We start from the raw sequence: 18,199 nt of genomic DNA, 5'->3' as shown, positions 1-18,199 counted from the left end.
GTTCCCTACTCGCGTACCCTGTCGAGGTGACCTGGATGCGGAAACGTGACCACAATGTGCTGACCAACGCCGCATCGCTGCTCATATGTGGCCTACTGGCCGGCGTGGTGGTCGCAGCTGCGGCCTTCCCCGCAGTGGCGATGTCCGGACTGGCCGCAAAAGCCGGCGCGGAGACATTCGGCGCTCTGCCCACGGAGCTGACGGTGGCCCGCGCCCCGCAGATCACTTACCTGCTCGCCAAGGACGGCAAGACGCCGCTGGCCACTATGTACGACGAGAACCGTCGCGACGTGAAGCTCGCCGACATCTCGCCCTACATGGCGAAGGCCATCGTCGCCGCCGAGGATCACGACTTCTACAAGCACAACGGGGTCGACATCAACGGTGTCGCCCGGGCCTTCGTGAACAACCAGTCCGGCACCAACTCGCAGCAGGGCGCATCGACCCTGACCATGCAGTACGTCCGGCTGGCCATCGCGTACTCGGCCACCCACCCGGCTGACGTGGTCGCGGCGACCGAGGACACCAGCGCCCGCAAGCTGCGCGAGATGCGGTACGCGCTCCAGATCGACAAGGAGCTCTCCAAGGACGAGATCCTGGAGCGCTACCTGAACATCGCCTCGTTCGGCAACGGCGCCTACGGCGTCTACGCCGCCAGCCAGGTCTACTTCGGCAAGAGCCCGAAGAACCTCACCATTCCCGAGGCGGCCATGCTCGCCGGAATGGTGAAGGCGCCCAGCACCAACGACCCGACCACCAAGAGCGGCTACCCGCTCGCGCTGCAACGACGCGACTACGTCATCCAGAACATGGTCGACATCGGCGCCATCACCAAGCAGGAGGCGGAGGCCGCGAAGGCCACCAAGCTGGTCGTCAAGGGCAAGCGGGCACCGAACGGCTGCGTCGCCACCAACGTGAAGGAGTGGGGCTTCTTCTGCGACTACTTCTACCGCTGGTGGCTGCAGCAGGAGACCTTCGGCTCCACCTCGTACGACCGGGAGCGGCGCCTGAAGAGCGGTGGTTACACCATCGTCACCACGCTCGACCCACAGGCGCAGCGCGGTGCCGACAAGGCGGTCCGCAAGTCGAAGAAGGTGACCGAGAAGGAAGCCGCCATGGTGGCCGTGGTGGAGCCGGGCACCGGCCGGGTCCGCGCGCTCTCGGTCAACCGCAACTACAAGCTCGACGACCCGAAGCACCCGGCCAACAAGCCGCACAGCGACCCGAAGCAGCGCGACAAGGGCAAGCGCGGCAACTACCCGAACACGGTGAACCCGCTGCTCACCGGCGGTGACGGCATCACCGGTTACCAGGCCGGCTCGACCTTCAAGATCTTCACGATCGTGGCGGCGCTGGAGAAGGGCATCCCGCTCAGCTACACCTTCAACTCGCCGCAGCAGTTCAAGTCGGAGTACATCATCGACTCGAGCAGCCCGGCCGCCTGCCCGGGCACGCACTTCTACTGCCCGACCAACTCCGGCCTGAAGGCCGGCGGCGTGCAGAACATGTGGAGCGCGTTCAGCGCCTCGACCAACACCTTCTTCGTACCGCTGCAGCAGAAGGTCGGCGCCGAGAACGTGGTCGATGCGGCCAAGCGGATGGGCATCCAGTTCCGGGCCTCGAACGACGCCGACTTCGCCAGCACGAAGGACAAGGCCCATCAGTGGGGCGCGTTCACCCTCGGCGTCTCGCAGACCACCCCGCTGGAGCTGGCGAACGCCTACGCCACCCTCGCCGCAGACGGCAAGTACTGCGAGCCGATCCCGGTGCAGGAGATCCGCGACCCGGACGGGAAGAAGCTGGACATCGCCAACCCGCGCTGCGAGAAGCGGATCAGCACCGAGGTGGCCCGGGCCGCCGTGGACGTCGCCCGCTGCCCGGTCGGTGACAACTCGCCGACCACCAAGTGCGGCAGCAGCCGTACGGCGGCGAACGTGCGGGGCATCGTCGGCGCGCCGGTGGCCGGCAAGTCCGGCACCACCGACTCCGAGAAGACCGCTGCCCTGGTCGCCATGACCAAGCAGTACTCGGTGGCCGGCATCATGGCCGACCCCGACTGGCCGCAGACCAACGAGAAGATGCAGCACAACCAGCCGCACGGCATCAACCCGCCGGTCTTCGAGACGCTGCGCGACGCCATGAAGGGCAAGAAGGACATCAACTTCGAGCCGCCCGGTCAGAAGATCTCCGTCGGTGACCAGCGCTCGATCCCGGACGTGAAGTGCGCGTCCGTCGACACCGCGAAGTCCCGGATCAACGGCGCGGGCTTCGAGGCGGTCGTCTCGGACCAGCGGATCGCCTCCAGCTGCCCGGCCGGCTCGGTGGCCGGCACCAACCCCGACGGTCGGACCATCAAGGGCGGCGTGGTGACCATCCAGATCAGCAGCGGCGGTGGCGGCGGCGGCCGGCCGGGTAACAACCCGGACACTCCGCCGGGCAACCAGCCCAACCGTCCGGGCAACCGTCCCGGCGGCTGAGCCCGGCCGGGCCCGGCGGCACCAGCCGCCCGGCCCGGACCGCCCAGCGTGAACGTTGAAGGGCGGGCACCCCCTCGGGGGTGCCCGCCCTTCACGCACAACAACCCCGCCCCGCCCCTGCCTCTCACTCCCCGCCCACGCCCCTCACCCTCACCCCGCACCCCTCACCCCTCACCCAGGGTCGGCTCTTTCACGGAAAGAGTGGCCATCGCCGAGGCGGAGCGGACTCTTTCACGGAAAGAGTGGCCATCAGCGCGGAGGAGGGGACTCCTTCGGGGAAAGAGTCCGGGGCGCGGCGGGAGGGTCAGGCGCCGAGTTGGCGGCGTACCTCGGCGGCCACCCGGCCACCCTCGGCCCGGCCCGCCACCGCGGCCTGGGCCGACTTCATGGCCGGGCCCATCTGCGCCTTGCCGGTGAAGCCGCCCTCGGCGAGCGCCTGTGAGACGAGCTCGGCCAGCTCGGCGTCGCCGAGCTGCTTCGGCAGGTAACGCTCCAGCACCTCGCCCTCGGCGGTCTCCTTGGCGGCCTGCTCGGTGCGGCCCGCGTCGGCGAAGGCGACCGCCGACTCCCGGCGCTTCTTCGCCTCCTTGGTCAGCACCGCGAGCACCTCGTCGTCGGAGAGCTCACGCTTCACCTTCCCGGCGACCTCCGCGGTGCCCACGGCGGCCAGGGCGAGCCGCAGGGTCGACGTGGTCAGCTCGTCGCGCGCCTTCAGCGCGTTACGCATGTCCGTGGTCAGGCGGTCCTTCAGCGTGCTCATGGACCGTCAAACTACCCTGATCGGCATGCGAAAGCGCACAGTATTCCGGCTCGCGGCCACCACCGCCGCGGTGGGCGCGGCCACCCTGGCGTACGCGTCGCTCATCGAGCGCAACATGTTCACGCTGCGCCGGTACGACGTACCGATGCTGCCCACCGACTCGGAGCCGCTGCGCGTCCTGCACGTCTCCGACCTGCACATGACGCCCGACCAGGCGCGCAAGCAGCGCTGGGTGGCGTCACTGGCCGCGCTCGACCCCGACCTGGTGGTGGTGACCGGGGACAACATGGCGCATCCGGACGCCGTACCGGGGGTGCTCCGCGCCCTGCAACCGCTGCTCGACTACCCCGGTGTCTTCGTCTTCGGCTCCAACGACTACACCGGCCCGGTCTGGAAGAACCCGTTCACCTACTTCCTGCCTGACCGGGAGTACGTGGAGGGCGTCGAGCTGCCGTACGAGGAGCTGCGCGAGGTGCTCACCGGCGCCGGCTGGCTCGACCTCAACAACGCCCGGACGACGCTGAAGGCCGGCGGGCGGGTCATCGATCTGGTCGGCGTGGACGACCCGCACGTCGAGCGGGACGACTACGCCGCCGTGGCCGGGCCGGTCGCCGGGTCGGCCGACCTGTCGATCGCGCTCACCCACTCTCCCGAGCCGCGGGTGCTCGACCAGATGGCCGCCGACGGCTTCGGCCTGCTGCTCGCCGGCCACACCCATGGTGGGCAGGTCTGCGTACCCGGGGTCGGGGCGCTCGTCACCAACTGCGGGCTGCCCCGGTCGATGGCTCGGGGACTGCACCGCTGGCCGGGCTCCGACTCCTGGCTGCACGTCTCCGCCGGTCTCGGCACCCACCCGACCGCGCCGGTCCGGTTCGCCTGCCCGCCAGAGGCGAGCATCCTGACCCTCATCCCCCGCTGACCCCACCCCTTCCGCCAAGGCCGCGACCTTCCCCGAGGCCGCGTCCCCAAGGCCGCGGCTGCCCCGAGGGCCCGTCCCCAAGGCCTCGACCTGCCCCGAGCCCGCCATCGAGGCCGCAACTTCCCCGAAGTTGCGGCCTCGATGGCGGCCCGGCCAGCAACTTCCGGGAAGTTGTCCGGATCATGGTCGCCCCGGTGGGCGGTCCTGGTCTCCGGGGGTGCGTGGCGGCGGCCGACCCGAGGGGGTACCGAGTTGGAGCCCCCGACCGGGTGGGCTACTATTTGTCGGCACGCCTCGGGGTGTGGCGCAGCTTGGTAGCGCGCTTCGTTCGGGACGAAGAGGTCGTCGGTTCGAATCCGGCCACCCCGACCAGAGGTAAGAGCAGGTCAAGGCCCCTCAACTGAGGGGCCTTGATTCGTATCCGGGCACCGTCGCGCGGCCCGGGACGGTGCCCGCTCCGTTGGCGGGGAGCCGCCGCGGGCCGGGTCCGCGCCTCTCCGGTGACGGATCAGCTCCGCAGGAAGGCCAGCAGGTCGTTGTTGACCTGGTCCTGGAGGGTGGCGGTCATCCCGTGCGGGGCGCCCGGGTAGTAGATCTCCTGGGCGTTCGCGACCAGCTGAGCGGTCTTCCGCGCCGAGTCCTTGACCGGGACGATCTGGTCGTCCTCGCCGTGCATCACCAGCGTGGGCACGTCGAACTTGGCGAGGTCGGCCCGGAAGTCAGTCTCCGAGAAGGCCTTGATGCTCTCGTAGGCGTTCTTCAGGCCCGACTGCATGCTCCACAACCAGAACTGGTCGAGGATGCCCTTGGACACCTTCGCCCCGGACCGGTTCGCCCCGTAGAACATCTGCGCCAGGTCCTGGTAGAACTGCGACCGGTCGTTGAACAGGTTCGTACGCAGCTCGTCGAAGACCTGCAGCGGCAGACCCTCCGGGTTGTCCGAGCTCTGCACCATGATCGGCGGCACGGCGGAGATGAGCACCGCCTTCGCCACCCGACCGGTCCCGTGCCGACCGATGTACCGCGTGACCTCACCGCCACCGGTCGAGTGCCCGACCAGGGTCACGTCGTTCAGGTCCAGCGCCTCGATCACCGCGGCGAGGTCGTCGGCGTACCCGTCCATGTCGTTGCCGGCCGAGGCCTGACCCGAACGGCCATGGCCCCGCCGGTCATGGGCGACGACCCGGAACCCGTTCTGCGCCAGGAAGAGCAGCTGCCCGTCCCACGCGTCCGCGTTCAAGGGCCACCCGTGGGAGAACGTTACGGCCGGACCGGAGCCCCAGTCCTTGTAGTAGATCTCGGTGCCATCCTTCGCGGTGACGTACGCCATGACACCCAGCTTGCCGGAATCCGCCCCTGCCCGAGCCCGAACCACCACTTCCCCTGCTCGGGCCTGTGCTCCGCCGGTTTCCGGTAATCCACCGGTGGCCGCTGCTACAGCTGAACCCAGTAGCGCCGCACGGCACCGAGTTCGGTGTCCCGGACGTCCTCCAGAATTCCGCCCTGGCGCTCGATGGTCCGCGCCGAGGCGACGTTCGCCACCTCACAGGTGATCAGCACCCGGTCCAGGCCGAGCGTCCGCGCCTCGTCGAGCATCCGGCCCAACGCCCAGCCGGCCAACCCACGCCGACGCGCGGAGGGCCTGATGCCGTAGCCGATGTGTCCGCCGACCCGCAACAGGAAGTCGTCGAGCGCGTGCCGCAGGGCGATTCCGCCGAGCACCTGGTCGCCCTCGACGATCCACCGGTACGTGCAGTGCGCCCGCCCGGCCTTCAGGGGCTTCGTCGGATCCGACTGCTCGATGAGCCGGGCCACCCAGGTGGCGAAGCCGCCGGACGACCGCACCTCGTCCGCCGGGCGCAGGCCGAACCCGTCCTCGTGTGCGCCGGGTCCCCACTCGTCGTGCGCTTCGAGCCAGGCGGCGTGCAGGTCGACGGTGGGGGTGATCAGTTCGGGCATCCCAGCGACGATAACGGCTCCCGCGGATCGAGCCGGAAGGGCCACCGACGCGCTGCCCGGCCGGGCGCGGGCCGGGGGGCCACCGACGCGCTGTGCGGGCGGGCGCGGGCCGACCGCTGAGCCCTCGGGGCCGCTCGGGCGGCGCCCCCGCCAACGCACGAGGAGCGGACGACGCGAAAGTGACTAACATTCGGGGTCATGCTGCGCATCTGGGGTCCACCGGGACTGCTGCTGGCGACCGGCGTGTACGTCGCGGCCACCCTCCGACCGGTCTGGCTCGGCCTCACGTGGTTGGTGCTTCTCGTGGCGCTGGCAGCAGTACTGTCGCCGCTGGCCTTCCCCGGCTCGGTCACGGCGGCGCAGGCCCGCCGGCGCGGCGCCGCGGACGGGCGGCCGGTCGTCTACTGGCGGCCCGGCTGCACCTACTGTCTCCGGCTGCGCCTGCGGCTCGGCCGCGCCGCCCGCCGGGCGTACTGGGTCAACATCTGGAGCGACCCGGACGGCGCGGCGACCGTCCGGGAGATCGCCGGTGGGAACGAGACCGTGCCGACGGTGGTGCTGGCCGACGGTACGGCGGTCGTCAACCCGACCCCGGACTGGCTCCGACGCCGGCTGGGCCGGTAGTCGCCCACTCGACCGGGGAGTTGATCAGCCGGCCCGCTTCGCGGTGAGCGTCGCGCCGAGGGTGCCGGAGCGCCGCTCCGCCGCGCACTGCACGAGCAGCGCCACCACCAGCAGCGCCAACGCGGAGAGCGCGGGCAGCACCCGGGCCGGCGCGATGAGCAGGAGGAGCGCGACGGCGCCGACGATCGGCGGCAGCGCGGCCCGAACGGCGGTGAGCCGGACGCAGAGCACCCGGCCGACGAGATAGAGCGCGGCGCCGCCGTAGAGCGCGACGACACCGGAGAGGCCCAGCGCGTGCCGACCGACGCCGCCCCTCTCGTGGATGAGCATCGCCAGCACCTGCTCGATGCCGAGCGCGATGTACATGATCCCGGCGATCATCGGTAGGTGGGCGAGGCTGAAGACGTCGCCGGCGATGGTGCCTCGCCGCGCTCGCGGCACCGTCGCCATGACGTGCTCGACGGCCGACGCGAACCGGTCGAAGTACAACCGCCACAGGCAGACGGTGACGACGAAGCCGAGCAGCGCCGCCAGCAGCACCCACCAGGTGGCCAGCTCCGCGCCGGCACCGAGGCCTATCGAGATCAGCGACTCGCCGATGGCGATGATGATCACCAAGCGGTGCCGCTCGGTGAAGTGGCTGACGCTGCGTAGCTCCCACGGGCTGTAGCGGGAGACGAGCCGACCGCCACCGACGTCGATCAGGAACGCCACCGCCCAGAGCGCCGTCTGCGCCGTGCCGCCGAGCAGCGCGCCGACCACCAACGGGATCCACCCCAGCGCCAGCGGGATCGCGCTGAGCCGGAGCGTACGGGTGAGCTGCGCGCTGCGGGACACGTAGAGGTAGAGCGCGAGGTGCAGGACCCGTACCACCAGGTAGGCGAAGGCGAGCAGGAGCGGGGCGGGCAGCAGCGGATCGGGCTCCCCCTGCCAGGCGTCCGGGATCGCCAACGCGGCCACGAAGAGCGCCGCCATGGCGGCCAGCGTGCCGGTGCGGACCAGGCCGACGTCCGCGCGCGCCTCGTTGCCCAGCCAGGCGTACGAGGACCAGGAGAACCACAGCAGCAGGATGAGGATCAGCCCACGGAGCATGGTGACGGCCGTGGGGGTCTGCGCCATGAACTCGACGATCCGGGTGAGCGCGAAGACGAAGACGAGATCGAAGAAGATCTCGAAGTTCGTCGTCCGGTGCGTCTCCTCGGTCGTCTCGTACCTGGTCCGGGAGATGCGCACCCCGTCATCCTCGTGGCGGCACCGGGGCGACGAGGCCGGTTCGGCGAAGGGGAGGGCTCAGTCCTGGTGTTCGGCGCGCTCGATCTCGGCGAACGCCGCGGCGAGGTAGGCGTCGAGGGACCGGCCGGTGCCGGCCGCCAGGTCGGCGACGAGCAGCGGGGCGTGCCGGGCGATCGCCTGTGGATCGGGCGGAGCGTCGTCGCCGTCCGGGTCGTACACCCCGAGCGCGCCGGCGAGCAGGACCAGCAGCACGTGCGGATCGACACCCGAGCACCACTGCGCGGCACCGCGGGCGCAGCGCTCCAACACCTGCCGGACGTCGTCGCCGGCCACGCCGTCCGGGTGGCTCTCCTCGAGCAAGAGCCGGACCACCGCACCGAGCACCAGCCCGGACCGTTCGGCCGTCGCGAGCCGGGCCACCGCCTCGTCGTACGCCGGCACGTCGCGCTGCTGCGCGGCGGTGACCGCCTCGACGGCGCTCTCCGCGATCTCCCGGGCCGATGCGGGCAGGTGGCGCCAGGTGGTGGTCACCCCGCCAGCATCGCAGAGGGTTCGGACATCGCCTCGGGTGGTCTCCGTCACGAACCGGCCGGCACGGCGCAGGCCGGCCGTTAATCGAGTCGCAGGTTGTCGCAGCCACCGCAGAGAATGCGGTCATGCTGCGCCGCGCCCTACCCCGCCGTTCCGAAGCCCGACGCATCCTCGTCGGCACCCTGCTCTCGGCGATCGGGCGTGGTCTCACCCTGCCGTTCCTCTTCATCTACCTGACCGACGTACGGGGGCTCACCGACGCGCGCGCCGGCCTGGTGATCGGCTGGTACGGCGCGGTCACGCTGGCGCTGTCGCCGCTCGGCGGCACCCTGATCGATCGTTTCGGTGCGCGCCGGGTGGTGCTCCCCTGCCTGCTGATCGAGGCGGTCGGCACCGGTTCCCTGGCCCTGGTCCACTCGACCGGCTCCGCGTTCCTGGTGGCCACGGTGATCGCGGTGGGCAGTTCGGCCATCTGGTCGGGGCAGAACACCATCCTCGCCTCGCTGACCGACGACGGGGAACGACAGCGCGTCTTCGGCCTGAACTTCGCCCTGCTCAACCTCGGCATCGGCATCGGCGGGATGACCTCGGGCGCGATCGTCGACACCGGCCGCCCGGTGACCTTCCAGATGATCTATCTGCTGGACGCGGTGAGCTATCTGATGCCGGCCCTGATCCTGCTCACCCTGCCCGGCGTCGGCCGCCGGATCAGCTCGGCCCCGGCCGGCGAGCGGTCGTCCGGCGGCGGCTACCTCACGGTGCTGCGGGACCGTCCGTTCCGCCGACTGGTGATCTTCGGCCTGATCCTCACCACCTGCGGCTACGCGCAGATCGAGGTGGGTTTCACCGCGTACGCCATCCGGGTCGTCGAGGTGAGCCCCCGGGTGGTGGCCTGGGCTCTCGCCGCCAACACCGTGATGATCGTGCTGGCGCAGCTGGTGGTGATCCGGCGCTTGGAGGGGCGCAGTCGCACCGGCGCGCTCGCCGTGGTGGGCGCGGTCTTCGCGGCGGCCTGGCTCATCCTCGGCGCCGCCGGGGTGGTCGGTACGAGCAACGCGATCGTCGCCGCGCTCGGCGTGATGGCCTGCTCCGCGATCTTCGGCTTCGGCGAGACGATGCTCTCGCCGGTGATGCCGGCGTTGACCAACGCGCTCGCCACCGACGAGCTTCGGGGCCGCTACAACGCGATGAGTTCCATGATCTTCGGGGTGAGCGGAGTGATCGGTCCGGTGACCGCCGGTCCACTGATCGGGGCGGCCGACGGCAAGGTCTGGGTCGCGGCCGTCGTCGGCGGTTGCCTGCTCGCCTCGTTGGTGGCGCTCTCCCTGCGCCGCCTGCTCGCCCCCGCCGTGGACGGCCGCGTCGCCGCAGACCAGAGCGTCTCGAAAACGCCCGAGCCGACCCCGGCCACCGCCTGACCCCCCGGCCCCCGCCCCGCCCGGGCCTGCCCCCGCCCCGCGGTTCGTGCACTTTCACCGAAAGTGTCGTCTCCGGGGCACGCGAGGCAGCACTTTCACCGAAAGTGTTGTCTCCGGGCCAGGCGAGGCAACACTTTCACCGAAAGTGCGCGGACAACTCCCGCGCGCGGGACGCGGGGCGCGCGGCGCGCGCGGGGTGGGGGTGGCGGCGGGTCCACTGGGGAGGGCGGAGACGGCTCGGGCCCCGGAGCGGGGTGCTCCGGGGCCCGATCGTTGGCGGGTCGTCCGTCAGGCGGCTTCGGCGGTGGTGCGGATCCGGTCCAGCGCCGGGGCGGAGACCGGGCTCTCGGCGGTCAGGTACGCGACGAACGCGTCCAGGTCGATCAGGCCGGTGACCAGGTTCGTGCCGGCGGTGAGGGCGCTGAAGCCGTCACCTCCACCGGCCAGGAAGTTGTTCACCGTCACCCGGTAGGTGGCGGCCGGATCGACGGCGACGCCGCCCAGCGTGAGGCTGCCCCGGACCACCCGGGTGCCGGCGCACGGATCGGCAGCGCCGCCCGTGGTGCCGTTCGGGTCGACCACGTAGCGCACGCTCGACGACGGATAGAGGACCCGGTTGACCGCGAACTGCTGCTCCAGCACGCAGTAGAGCTGCGCGCCGGTGAGGTCGAGCGTCACCAGGTTGTTGGCGAACGGCTGAACCGTGAACGCCTCCTCGTAGGTGACCGGGCCGGCGTCCAGGTCGGCGCGGACACCGCCGGGGTTCATGAACGCGGCGACCGCGTCCTGCTCGTCGTCGGTCGCGGCGAGCTGCGCGTCCGCGATCAGGTTGCCGAGCGCGGACTCGCCCGTCGTCGTACCGAAGAGGGTCTCCTGGCTGCGGGTGATCGGCGCGGTGGTTTCGCCGACCTGGCGGTCGGCGACCGGCCCGAGGACGGTGTTGTAGCGGTCGATCAGCGCGGTCTGCTTCGGGTCCTTGGCCACGTCGCGGGTGACCACGACGTTCTCGGCCTTCGCGCTGAGCACGTCACCGCTGCGCCGGTCGATCTTCAGGTCGATGTCGGTGACCAGCCGGCCGAACGAGCTCGCGCTCGTCACGAGCTTCCCGTCGATCTCGCAGTTGTACGCCTGGTGCGTGTGCCCGCTGACCACCACGTCGATCGACGGGTCCATCCGTTCGGCGATGTCGACGATCGGGCCGGTCATGCCGACGCAGTCGTTGATTCCGCCGCCGGCGGCCTGGGTGCCGCCCTCGTGCAGCAGGACGACGATCGCCTCGACGCCCTTGCGGCGCAGCTCCCGGGCGTACCGGTTGGCGGTCTCCGCCTCGTCGGCGAAGCTCAGGCCGGCGACGCCTTCCTGGCTGACGATCTGCGGGGTGCCCTCCAGGGTCATCCCGATGAAGCCGACCTTGACGCCCTGGACCTTGTGGATGGCGTACGGCGGGAGCAGTGGCCGTCCGGTCGAGGTCTTGAACGCGTTGGCCGAGAGGTACTGGAAGCCGGCGCCGCGGTACGGGGTGCCGTCGGCGCAGCCGTCCACGGGGTGGCAGCCACCGTTCTGGATCCGCAGCAGCTCGGCGGCGCCCTCGTCGAACTCGTGGTTGCCGACGCTGGCGTAGTCGAGCCCGGCCATCGACAGCGCCTCGATAGTCGGTTCGTCGTGGAACGCTGCGGAGAGCAGCGGCGAGGCGCCGATCAGGTCACCGGCGGCCACGGTGACCGTGTTCTTCTTCTTGGCGGCGGCCCGCAGCTCGGCCAGGTGGGTGGCGAGGTATTCGACGCCACCGGCGGACTGACCGTCGATGGTGCCGCTGGAGCCGCTCGGTGGTTCGAGGTTGCCGTGGAGGTCGTTGAGCGCGAGCAGGGTGACGTCGACGGGCTTCGGGCCCGCCTCGGCCTGCTGCGGCGTGCTGGTGACCGCGCCGAAGGCGGCCACCGCGAGCACGGTCAGGCCGACGGCGGCCCGACGCATCGCGGGGATGGTCATGGAACTCCTCGAAGGACTCGGGTACGAGGCCCGGACGACCGGGCCCTGACCGGCACAGTCGGAAGGCGGCAGCTGTCGGAGGTTGCTGCCGTGTGGCCCAGCCTCTCATCGATCGGCCCGCCGGGCGACCGGTGAGACCTGCGAATACGTCGATAACTCGCGGTGTCGGCCGGAGAAGCCCGAGGTGACGGTGCGGCCCGGCCCGAATACACCCGGGGCTGCCGTTGCTCAGAAACCGCAGGTCTCTCCGGCGGAGTGGCTGACTTGGACGGTGTGGGTGACACAGCCGCCGTCGGCCACCAGGTGGAGCAGGAACCCGGTCGGCTCGGTGACCCAGCTGATCGGCTCGTCCGGGGTCATGGTGAGCGACACCTGTCGCCAGGTGCTGGGGGCGGTGGTGAGCACGGTGCCGGCGAAGGCCGCGGTGACCGGCCGGTGCAGGTGGCCCGCCCCGACCCGGACCACGTGCCGGTGCCGGCCGACCACCTCGGCGAGCGCGTCGGCGTCCGCCAGCCTGATCGCGTCGAGGGCGGGCACTCCCACGACCATCGGCGGGTGGTGCAGGAACACCAGTGCCGGCACGTCCGGCCGCCCGGCCAGCACGCCGTCGAGCCAGCTCAGCTGCTCCTCGCCGAGCTGCCCGCCGTCCGCGGCCGGCACCAGGGAGTCCAGGACGATGACGCTGGCCGCCTCGTGGTCGACGTGGTAATACGCGGAGTAGCCCCCACCCAGCCACGGCGTACCGCCGAACTGGTCGAGCAGCGACTCGCGGTCGTCGTGGTTGCCCGCCGCCAGGTGCACCGGAAGCGGGAAGTTGCCGATCACCTCGCGGAGTACGAGGTACTCGTCGGGTCGCCCGCGATCGACCAGGTCACCGGTGATCACCACACAGTCGGGGCGCGGCCGCAGCGCGAGCACCCGCCCGAGCGCCTGGTGCAGGCCGGTCGCGGGGTCGGCGGCGAGCGGGCCGGTGGTCAGGTGCGGGTCGCTGAGCTGGGCGATGAGCATGGCACGCCTCCTCGCAGGCGGGGTCTTCACGCTATCGTCGCGCCGTCCCGCGCGGGGCCCCGCCGGATCCACCGGCCGTATCCACAACCTGTGGATGGCACATGTGTACGAAGACGCTGCGCGATCTTGATCGGGGCGGCGCCGGTCACGTCATGAGTACGCTTGGTCGCAGGTTCGGCACCGGCCGACCCACCCCTACCTGGAACGACGAGCGAGTGGATCACCAGCGGATCATCCGTGACGTCACGGCCGACCTCCCCACTGCCCCGACCGTCCTCGATGCCTGCCAGCGGTTCGTCACCGCCCTCGCCGGGCACACCCCGGCGGCCGTCTCCGTGCTGCTCCAGGTCCAGGACCGGTTGCGCTCCGTCGCGGCCACCGGCGCCTGGCAGGTCTTCTCGACCGTGCCACCGAAGACCGGCATCGTCGGCCGGGTGTACGCCACCGGCGAGACCGCGGTCGTGCCCGACGTCACCGCCGACCCCGACCACCTGCCGGTCCGACCGGACGTCGTCGCCGAGATCTGCGTACCGGTGGTCGACCCGGCCGGACGGTCGGTCGGCGTGCTGGACCTGCAGTGGAGCACGCCGCTCGACCTGACGCCGTGGCGGGTCACCGCCGAGCGGCTGGCCGCCCGCCTCGGCGCCCGGATCATGGCGCTCGGCGGCCCGCCGGCGGAGAGCCGGAGCGAGAAGCTGCTCCGGCACGCCGCCGCGCTCTCCGCCGCGACCACGGAGTGCGACCTGATCACGGCGGTGATCTGCGCCGCTCGCGACGTCTCCGGGCTCGCCGCCCCGGTGCTGCTGCTGACCGGCCGGGGGCAGACCCGGCTCGGCAAGCCGCCGCACACCCCCGGTGAGCTGGAGAACCGGATTCGCGCCGAGCTGACCGAGGCCGGGCCGGCGGCGCTCGACCGGATCGTCGGCCGGGTCCACCGGTACGGCGCCGGCTACACCCTCGGCGAGGCCGGGCAGCCGCCGACGGCGGAGTACGTTCCGCTGGCCCGCGCGGGCGTACGCGCCCTGGTGGCGGTCCCGCTCGGGCCTCCCGACGGCGGAGGGGTGCTGCTCGTCGCCGACGAGCGTCTGATCCGCCCCGATCCCACCACGGTGAGCCTGATGGAGCTCCTCGCCGGCCAGGCCTGGAACAGCCTCGACCGGATCCGTACCCTCGACCGGCTGCGCGAGCAGGCCAGCTCCGATCCGCTCACCGGGCTGCGGCACACCGGGCCGTTCGGCAAGCGGATCGCGGCGGCCACGCCGGGGCGTACGGCGCTGCTGGCGGTCGACGTGGACGGCTTCAAGTCGGTCAACGACACGTACGGCCACCAGGCCGGCGACCGGCTGCTGATCGGCCTGGCCCGGGCGCTGGAGGGCGCGCTGCGGCACGGCGACGAGCTGTACCGGATCGGCGGCGACGAGTTCGTCGCGGTGATCGAGGTGAACCGGCCGGAGGAGGCGGTCCGGATCGCCGAGCGGCTCACCGAGGCGGCCCGGCGTACCGGGCACACGATCAGCGTCGGGGTGGCGCTACCGCGCCCCGGCGAGTCCGCGGAGCTCACTCTCCGCCGCGCCGACCAGGCTCTCTACACGGTCAAGCGGCAGGGCCGCGACGGCGTACGCCTGGCCCCGGCCTGACCCACCCCGCACGATCACCCGGTCGGGCGGCCCGCCACGAGCGACGGGGTCAGGGGCGGGCCAGCTCGACGGCGAGCAGTTCGGCGATCTGGGCGGTGTTCAGGGCCGCACCCTTGCGGAGGTTGTCGCCGGTGATGAAGAGGTCGAGGGCGCGCGGGTCGTCGAGGGCCCGACGGATCCGGCCGACCCAGGACGGGTCGGTGCCGACCGCGTCGATGGGCATCGGGAACTCACCGGCGGCCGGGTCGTCGACCAGGATCACGCCGGGGGCGTTCCGCAGCACCTCGCGAGCGCCCTCGGCGTCCACCTCGGTGGCGAAGACGGCGTGCACGGCGACCGAGTGGCCGGTCACCACGGGCACCCGTACGCAGGTGGCGGAGACCTTCAGGTCGGGCAGGCCGAGGATCTTCCGGGACTCGTTGCGGACCTTCATCTCCTCCGAGGACCAGCCGCCGTCGGCCGGCGAGCCGGCCCAGGGCACCACGTTCAGCGCGAGCGGGGCCGGGAACGGGCCGAGCTCGTCGCCGACCGCCTGGCGGACGTCGCCCGGCCGGGAACCGAGCACCCGATCGCCGGCGATCTTCCCGAGCTGGGTGTGCAGGGCGTCCACGCCGGCCTGACCGGCGCCGGAGACCGCCTGGTACGAGGAGAGCACCAGCTCCCGCAGGCCGTACTCGCGGTGCAGCGGGGCGACCGCGACGATCATCGCGAGGGTGGTGCAGTTGGCGTTGGCGATGATGCCCTTCGGCCGGTTGCGTACCTGCTCGGGGTTGATCTCGGGCACCACCAGCGGCACGTCCCGGTCCATCCGGAAGGCCCCGGAGTTGTCGACGACGATCGCGCCCCGGTCGACCGCGACCGAGGCCCACTGCGCGGAGACCTCGTCGGGCACGTCGAACATCGCGACGTCGACGCCGTCGAACGCCTCCGGCGTGACGGCCTGGACGGTCAGCTCGTCGCCCCGGCACCGGACCTGCCGCCCGACCGATCGCTCGGAGGCGAGCAGCCGGATCTCACCCCAGACGTTGCGGCGGGCGCTGAGCAGCTCACACATGACGGTGCCCACGGCACCGGTCGCACCGACGACGGCGAGGGTGGGCAGCTCGCCCATCGGCCCTACCGCCCGGTGCCCGCGTAGACCACGGCCTCGGTGTCGCCACCGAGGTCGAATGCGTCGTGGATGGCACGGACCGCCGCGTCGAGGTCGGTGTCCCGGCAGACCACGGAGACCCGGATCTCGGAGGTCGAGATCATCTCGATGTTGACGCCGGCAGCGCCGAGGGCGGCGAAGAAGCCGGCCGCCACCCCCGGGTGGGAGCGCATGCCCGCGCCGATGAGGGAGACCTTGCCGACGTGGTCGTCGTAGAGCAGGCCCTTGAACTTGACCGACTCCTGGATCTTGCTGAGCGCGGCCATCGCGGTCGGACCGTCGGTCTTGGGCAGTGTGAAGGAGATGTCGGTGCGCCCGGTGCCCTCGGTCGACACGTTCTGCACGATCATGTCGATGTTGATCTCGGCGCTCGCGGCGGTGTCGAAGATCCGCGCGGCGGCGCCCGGCTCGTCCGGTACGCCGACGATCGTGATCTTCGCCTCGCTGCGGTCGTGGGCGACCCCGGTGATCAGCGCTTGCTCCACAGGAAGGTCCTCCATCGATCCGGTGACCATCGTGCCGGTGTTGGTCGAGTATGACGAACGGACGTGGATCGGCAACCCCGCCCGGCGGGCGTACTCCACGCTGCGCAGATGCAGGACCTTGGCGCCGCAGGCAGCCAGCTCCAGCATCTCCTCGTAGGTGATCTGCTTGATGTGCCGGGCGTTGGGCACGATCCGCGGGTCGGCGCTGAAGATGCCGTCCACGTCGGTGTAGATCTCGCAGACGTCGGCGTGCAGCGCCGCGGCGAGCGCGACGGCGGTGGTGTCCGAGCCGCCCCGGCCCAGCGTGGTGACGTCCTTGGTGTCCTGAGAGACGCCCTGGAAGCCGGCGACGATCACCACCGAGCCCTCGTCGAGCGCGCCCTTGAGGCGGCCCGGCGTGACGTCGATGATCCGCGCCTTGCCGTGCACCGAGGTGGTGATCACGCCGGCCTGGGAGCCGGTGAACGAGCGGGCTTCGTACCCCAGGTTGTGAATGGCCATGGCGAGCAGCGCCATGGAGATCCGCTCCCCGGCGGTGAGCAGCATGTCCAGCTCACGGCCCGGCGGCAGCGGGCTGACCTGGTTGGCCAGGTCGAGCAGCTCGTCGGTGGTGTCGCCCATCGCGGAGACGACCACCACGACGTCGTCGCCGGCCTTGCGCGCGGCGACGATCCGCTCCGCGACCCGCTTGATCCGCTCCGCGTTCCCGACGGAGGACCCGCCGTACTTCTGCACCACGAGTGCCACGACGGTGCGCTCCCTCCCAGTGACCCTGAGCGTGCCGACGCCGCCGGTCACGGGGCCGGCGGCGCGCGTCAGACCTCCCCAGGGTATCGGGCCGCTCGGGCCGCCGGGTCAGGTGATCCCACCATCCGGCCCCGACGCCCCGGCCCGCACCGCCTCGCAGCCGCCGCGACCAGCGTCGATTCGGACACCGGGAACACCCGGTCCGAGAAGGGCCTCGGCGCGCCGGTCCCGGTCGCCCTCCGCGACACGCCGATCGCCGATGGCGGGCGGACCGGCGCAGCGGGCTCGTGCGCCGGAGAATGAGGCGGTGTACGACCTCTCCCGACCGAACCGGCCCGCGACCGGCCCGCGCACCCTCGACCGCCACACGACCGGTACGCCCACGGTCGAGGCGGTGGCGGCCCGCCCGCGACTGTCCGCCCCGATGGCGCTCCTCGCGCTCGCCCTGCCGGCGCTCCTCGTCGCCTGCTCCGCCGACCCGCCGCCGGCTCCCCCACCGATCAGCGCCGGCCCGGTCGCGGTCGACGCCGCCCGGGACGAGCTGGCCGCGCTCGCCGCGGCGGCGCAGGACCGGCACCTGACCGCCCACTACCGGTTCAGCCGCGGCGGCGAGTCGGACCGGACGATCGTCGTCACCAGCGCGAACGACGGCAGCTGGCGGGTCGACGTGCCCGGTGGCGCGCTCGGCGGCGCCTCGGACATCTCGCTGGCGGCCAACACCGAGGGGCTCTTCCAGTGCGCCCTGCCCTCGGCCGCCCGCCCGGAGCCGCCGGGCTGCGTACGCCTCGGCGACCCCGACGACGCGATCCCGCGCCGGCTGGATCCCCGGGTGCAGCACCCGTTCACCGACTGGCTGGAGGTGCTCACCGACCGGCGCGCCCCGCTGTCGGTCTCACCGGCCCAGCCACTTCCGGACGCGCCCGGCGCCTGCTACTCGGTGGAGACCACCTCGGCCTCGCTGAACGCCCCGCTCGACGTGGGCATCTACTGCTACGACCGGGACGGCACGCCGACGGCGGTCCGCACCGAGTACGGCACGCTCACGCTGGCCGGTACGCCCGCTCCGGCACCGTCCACCGTGCAGCTGGCCGGTCCGATCGTCGAGGGTGAGCCGCTCGGCACGGCCGCGCCGCCATCGCCCGACTCACCCGACTCACCCAACTCGCCCGATTCGCCCGATTCGCCCGACAGCCGGAGCCCCCAAACGCAGTGATCTTCATACCGTTACGGGTGCTATTGCCCACATTCGGCACCCCAGGTCG

Annotated in this window: 15 protein-coding genes and 1 tRNA gene; 7 read left to right on the top strand and 9 right to left on the bottom strand. The window is 71.7% G+C overall.

Translation table 11 applies throughout. From position 1 onward, the window contains the following. Nucleotides 1–35: 35 nt before the first annotated feature. Nucleotides 36–2,477: a penicillin-binding protein gene (locus D7044_RS16835; protein WP_120680034.1), complete on the top strand. Its 2,442-nt coding sequence runs from the start codon at nt 36–38 to the stop codon at nt 2,475–2,477. A 304-nt stretch (nt 2,478–2,781) separates the two neighbouring features. Here D7044_RS16835 and D7044_RS16830 read toward each other — a convergent pair whose 3' ends face one another. Next, nucleotides 2,782–3,237 (bottom strand): GatB/YqeY domain-containing protein, encoded by a 456-nt coding sequence (locus D7044_RS16830; protein WP_120680032.1) that lies wholly within the window; start codon nt 3,235–3,237, stop codon nt 2,782–2,784. A 25-nt stretch (nt 3,238–3,262) separates the two neighbouring features. On the opposite strand from D7044_RS16830, the gene D7044_RS16825 reads away from it, so the two are divergent. Next, complete coding sequence (locus tag D7044_RS16825; RefSeq protein WP_120680030.1) at nt 3,263–4,156, top strand: metallophosphoesterase; 894 nt, start codon at nt 3,263–3,265, stop codon at nt 4,154–4,156. A gap of 295 nt (nt 4,157–4,451) precedes the next feature. Then, nucleotides 4,452–4,528, top strand: a tRNA-Pro gene (locus tag D7044_RS16820). A 136-nt stretch (nt 4,529–4,664) separates the two neighbouring features. Here D7044_RS16820 and D7044_RS16815 read toward each other — a convergent pair. After that, nucleotides 4,665–5,486 carry an alpha/beta fold hydrolase gene (locus D7044_RS16815; protein ID WP_120680028.1) on the bottom strand — a complete coding sequence of 274 codons (822 nt, stop codon included), beginning with the start codon at nt 5,484–5,486 and terminating at the stop codon, nt 4,665–4,667. 104 nt (nt 5,487–5,590) lie between these two features. Further along, nucleotides 5,591–6,115, bottom strand: a complete 525-nt coding sequence (locus D7044_RS16810; RefSeq protein WP_120680026.1) for a GNAT family N-acetyltransferase — start codon at nt 6,113–6,115, stop codon at nt 5,591–5,593. Nucleotides 6,116–6,313: 198 nt separating this feature from the next. Here D7044_RS16810 and D7044_RS16805 point away from each other — a divergent pair, with 198 nt between their 5' ends. Further along, nucleotides 6,314–6,739, top strand: coding sequence for a glutaredoxin domain-containing protein (locus D7044_RS16805; RefSeq protein WP_120689491.1), 426 nt, complete (start codon nt 6,314–6,316; stop codon nt 6,737–6,739). A 24-nt stretch (nt 6,740–6,763) separates the two neighbouring features. On the opposite strand, the gene D7044_RS16800 is transcribed toward D7044_RS16805, so the two are convergent. Next, nucleotides 6,764–7,972 (bottom strand): low temperature requirement protein A, encoded by a 1,209-nt coding sequence (locus D7044_RS16800; protein WP_120689490.1) that lies wholly within the window; start codon nt 7,970–7,972, stop codon nt 6,764–6,766. 57 nt (nt 7,973–8,029) lie between these two features. Further along, the gene (locus D7044_RS16795) at nt 8,030–8,503 is read right to left on the bottom strand and encodes a hypothetical protein (protein WP_199716651.1); all 474 of its coding nucleotides are present in this window, start codon (nt 8,501–8,503) and stop codon (nt 8,030–8,032) included. Between the two features lie 125 nt (nt 8,504–8,628). Here D7044_RS16795 and D7044_RS16790 point away from each other — a divergent pair, with 125 nt between their 5' ends. Continuing rightward, nucleotides 8,629–9,921, top strand: a complete 1,293-nt coding sequence (locus tag D7044_RS16790; protein ID WP_120689488.1) for an MFS transporter — start codon at nt 8,629–8,631, stop codon at nt 9,919–9,921. A gap of 288 nt (nt 9,922–10,209) precedes the next feature. Here the strand turns inward: D7044_RS16790 and D7044_RS16785 are convergent, their stop codons facing one another. Together D7044_RS16785 and D7044_RS16780 are read right to left on the bottom strand one after the other, a co-directional pair. Next, complete coding sequence (locus tag D7044_RS16785) at nt 10,210–11,910, bottom strand: bifunctional metallophosphatase/5'-nucleotidase (RefSeq protein ID WP_120689487.1); 1,701 nt, start codon at nt 11,908–11,910, stop codon at nt 10,210–10,212. Between the two features lie 228 nt (nt 11,911–12,138). After that, nucleotides 12,139–12,918, bottom strand: a complete 780-nt coding sequence (locus tag D7044_RS16780) for a phosphodiesterase (RefSeq protein ID WP_120689486.1) — start codon at nt 12,916–12,918, stop codon at nt 12,139–12,141. Nucleotides 12,919–13,133: 215 nt separating this feature from the next. Here D7044_RS16780 and D7044_RS16775 point away from each other — a divergent pair, with 215 nt between their 5' ends. After that, nucleotides 13,134–14,555, top strand: coding sequence for a sensor domain-containing diguanylate cyclase (locus D7044_RS16775; protein WP_120689485.1), 1,422 nt, complete (start codon nt 13,134–13,136; stop codon nt 14,553–14,555). 49 nt (nt 14,556–14,604) lie between these two features. Here D7044_RS16775 and D7044_RS16770 read toward each other — a convergent pair whose 3' ends face one another. After that, complete coding sequence (locus tag D7044_RS16770) at nt 14,605–15,666, bottom strand: aspartate-semialdehyde dehydrogenase (RefSeq protein ID WP_120689484.1); 1,062 nt, start codon at nt 15,664–15,666, stop codon at nt 14,605–14,607. 5 nt (nt 15,667–15,671) lie between these two features. Continuing rightward, nucleotides 15,672–16,937, bottom strand: coding sequence for an aspartate kinase (locus D7044_RS16765; RefSeq protein ID WP_120680611.1), 1,266 nt, complete (start codon nt 16,935–16,937; stop codon nt 15,672–15,674). Between the two features lie 307 nt (nt 16,938–17,244). Here D7044_RS16765 and D7044_RS16760 point away from each other — a divergent pair, with 307 nt between their 5' ends. Further along, a complete protein-coding gene (locus tag D7044_RS16760) occupies nt 17,245–18,150 on the top strand; it encodes a hypothetical protein (RefSeq protein ID WP_233565016.1) in 906 nt (301 codons plus the stop codon). Nucleotides 18,151–18,199 lie beyond the last annotated feature (49 nt).

This window comes from Micromonospora musae (genome assembly GCF_003626635.1).
Classification (GTDB): domain Bacteria; phylum Actinomycetota; class Actinomycetes; order Mycobacteriales; family Micromonosporaceae; genus Micromonospora; species Micromonospora musae.
The sequence above is the reverse complement of the archived record's forward strand: the minus strand, read 5'-3'. Positions and strand labels throughout refer to the sequence as shown.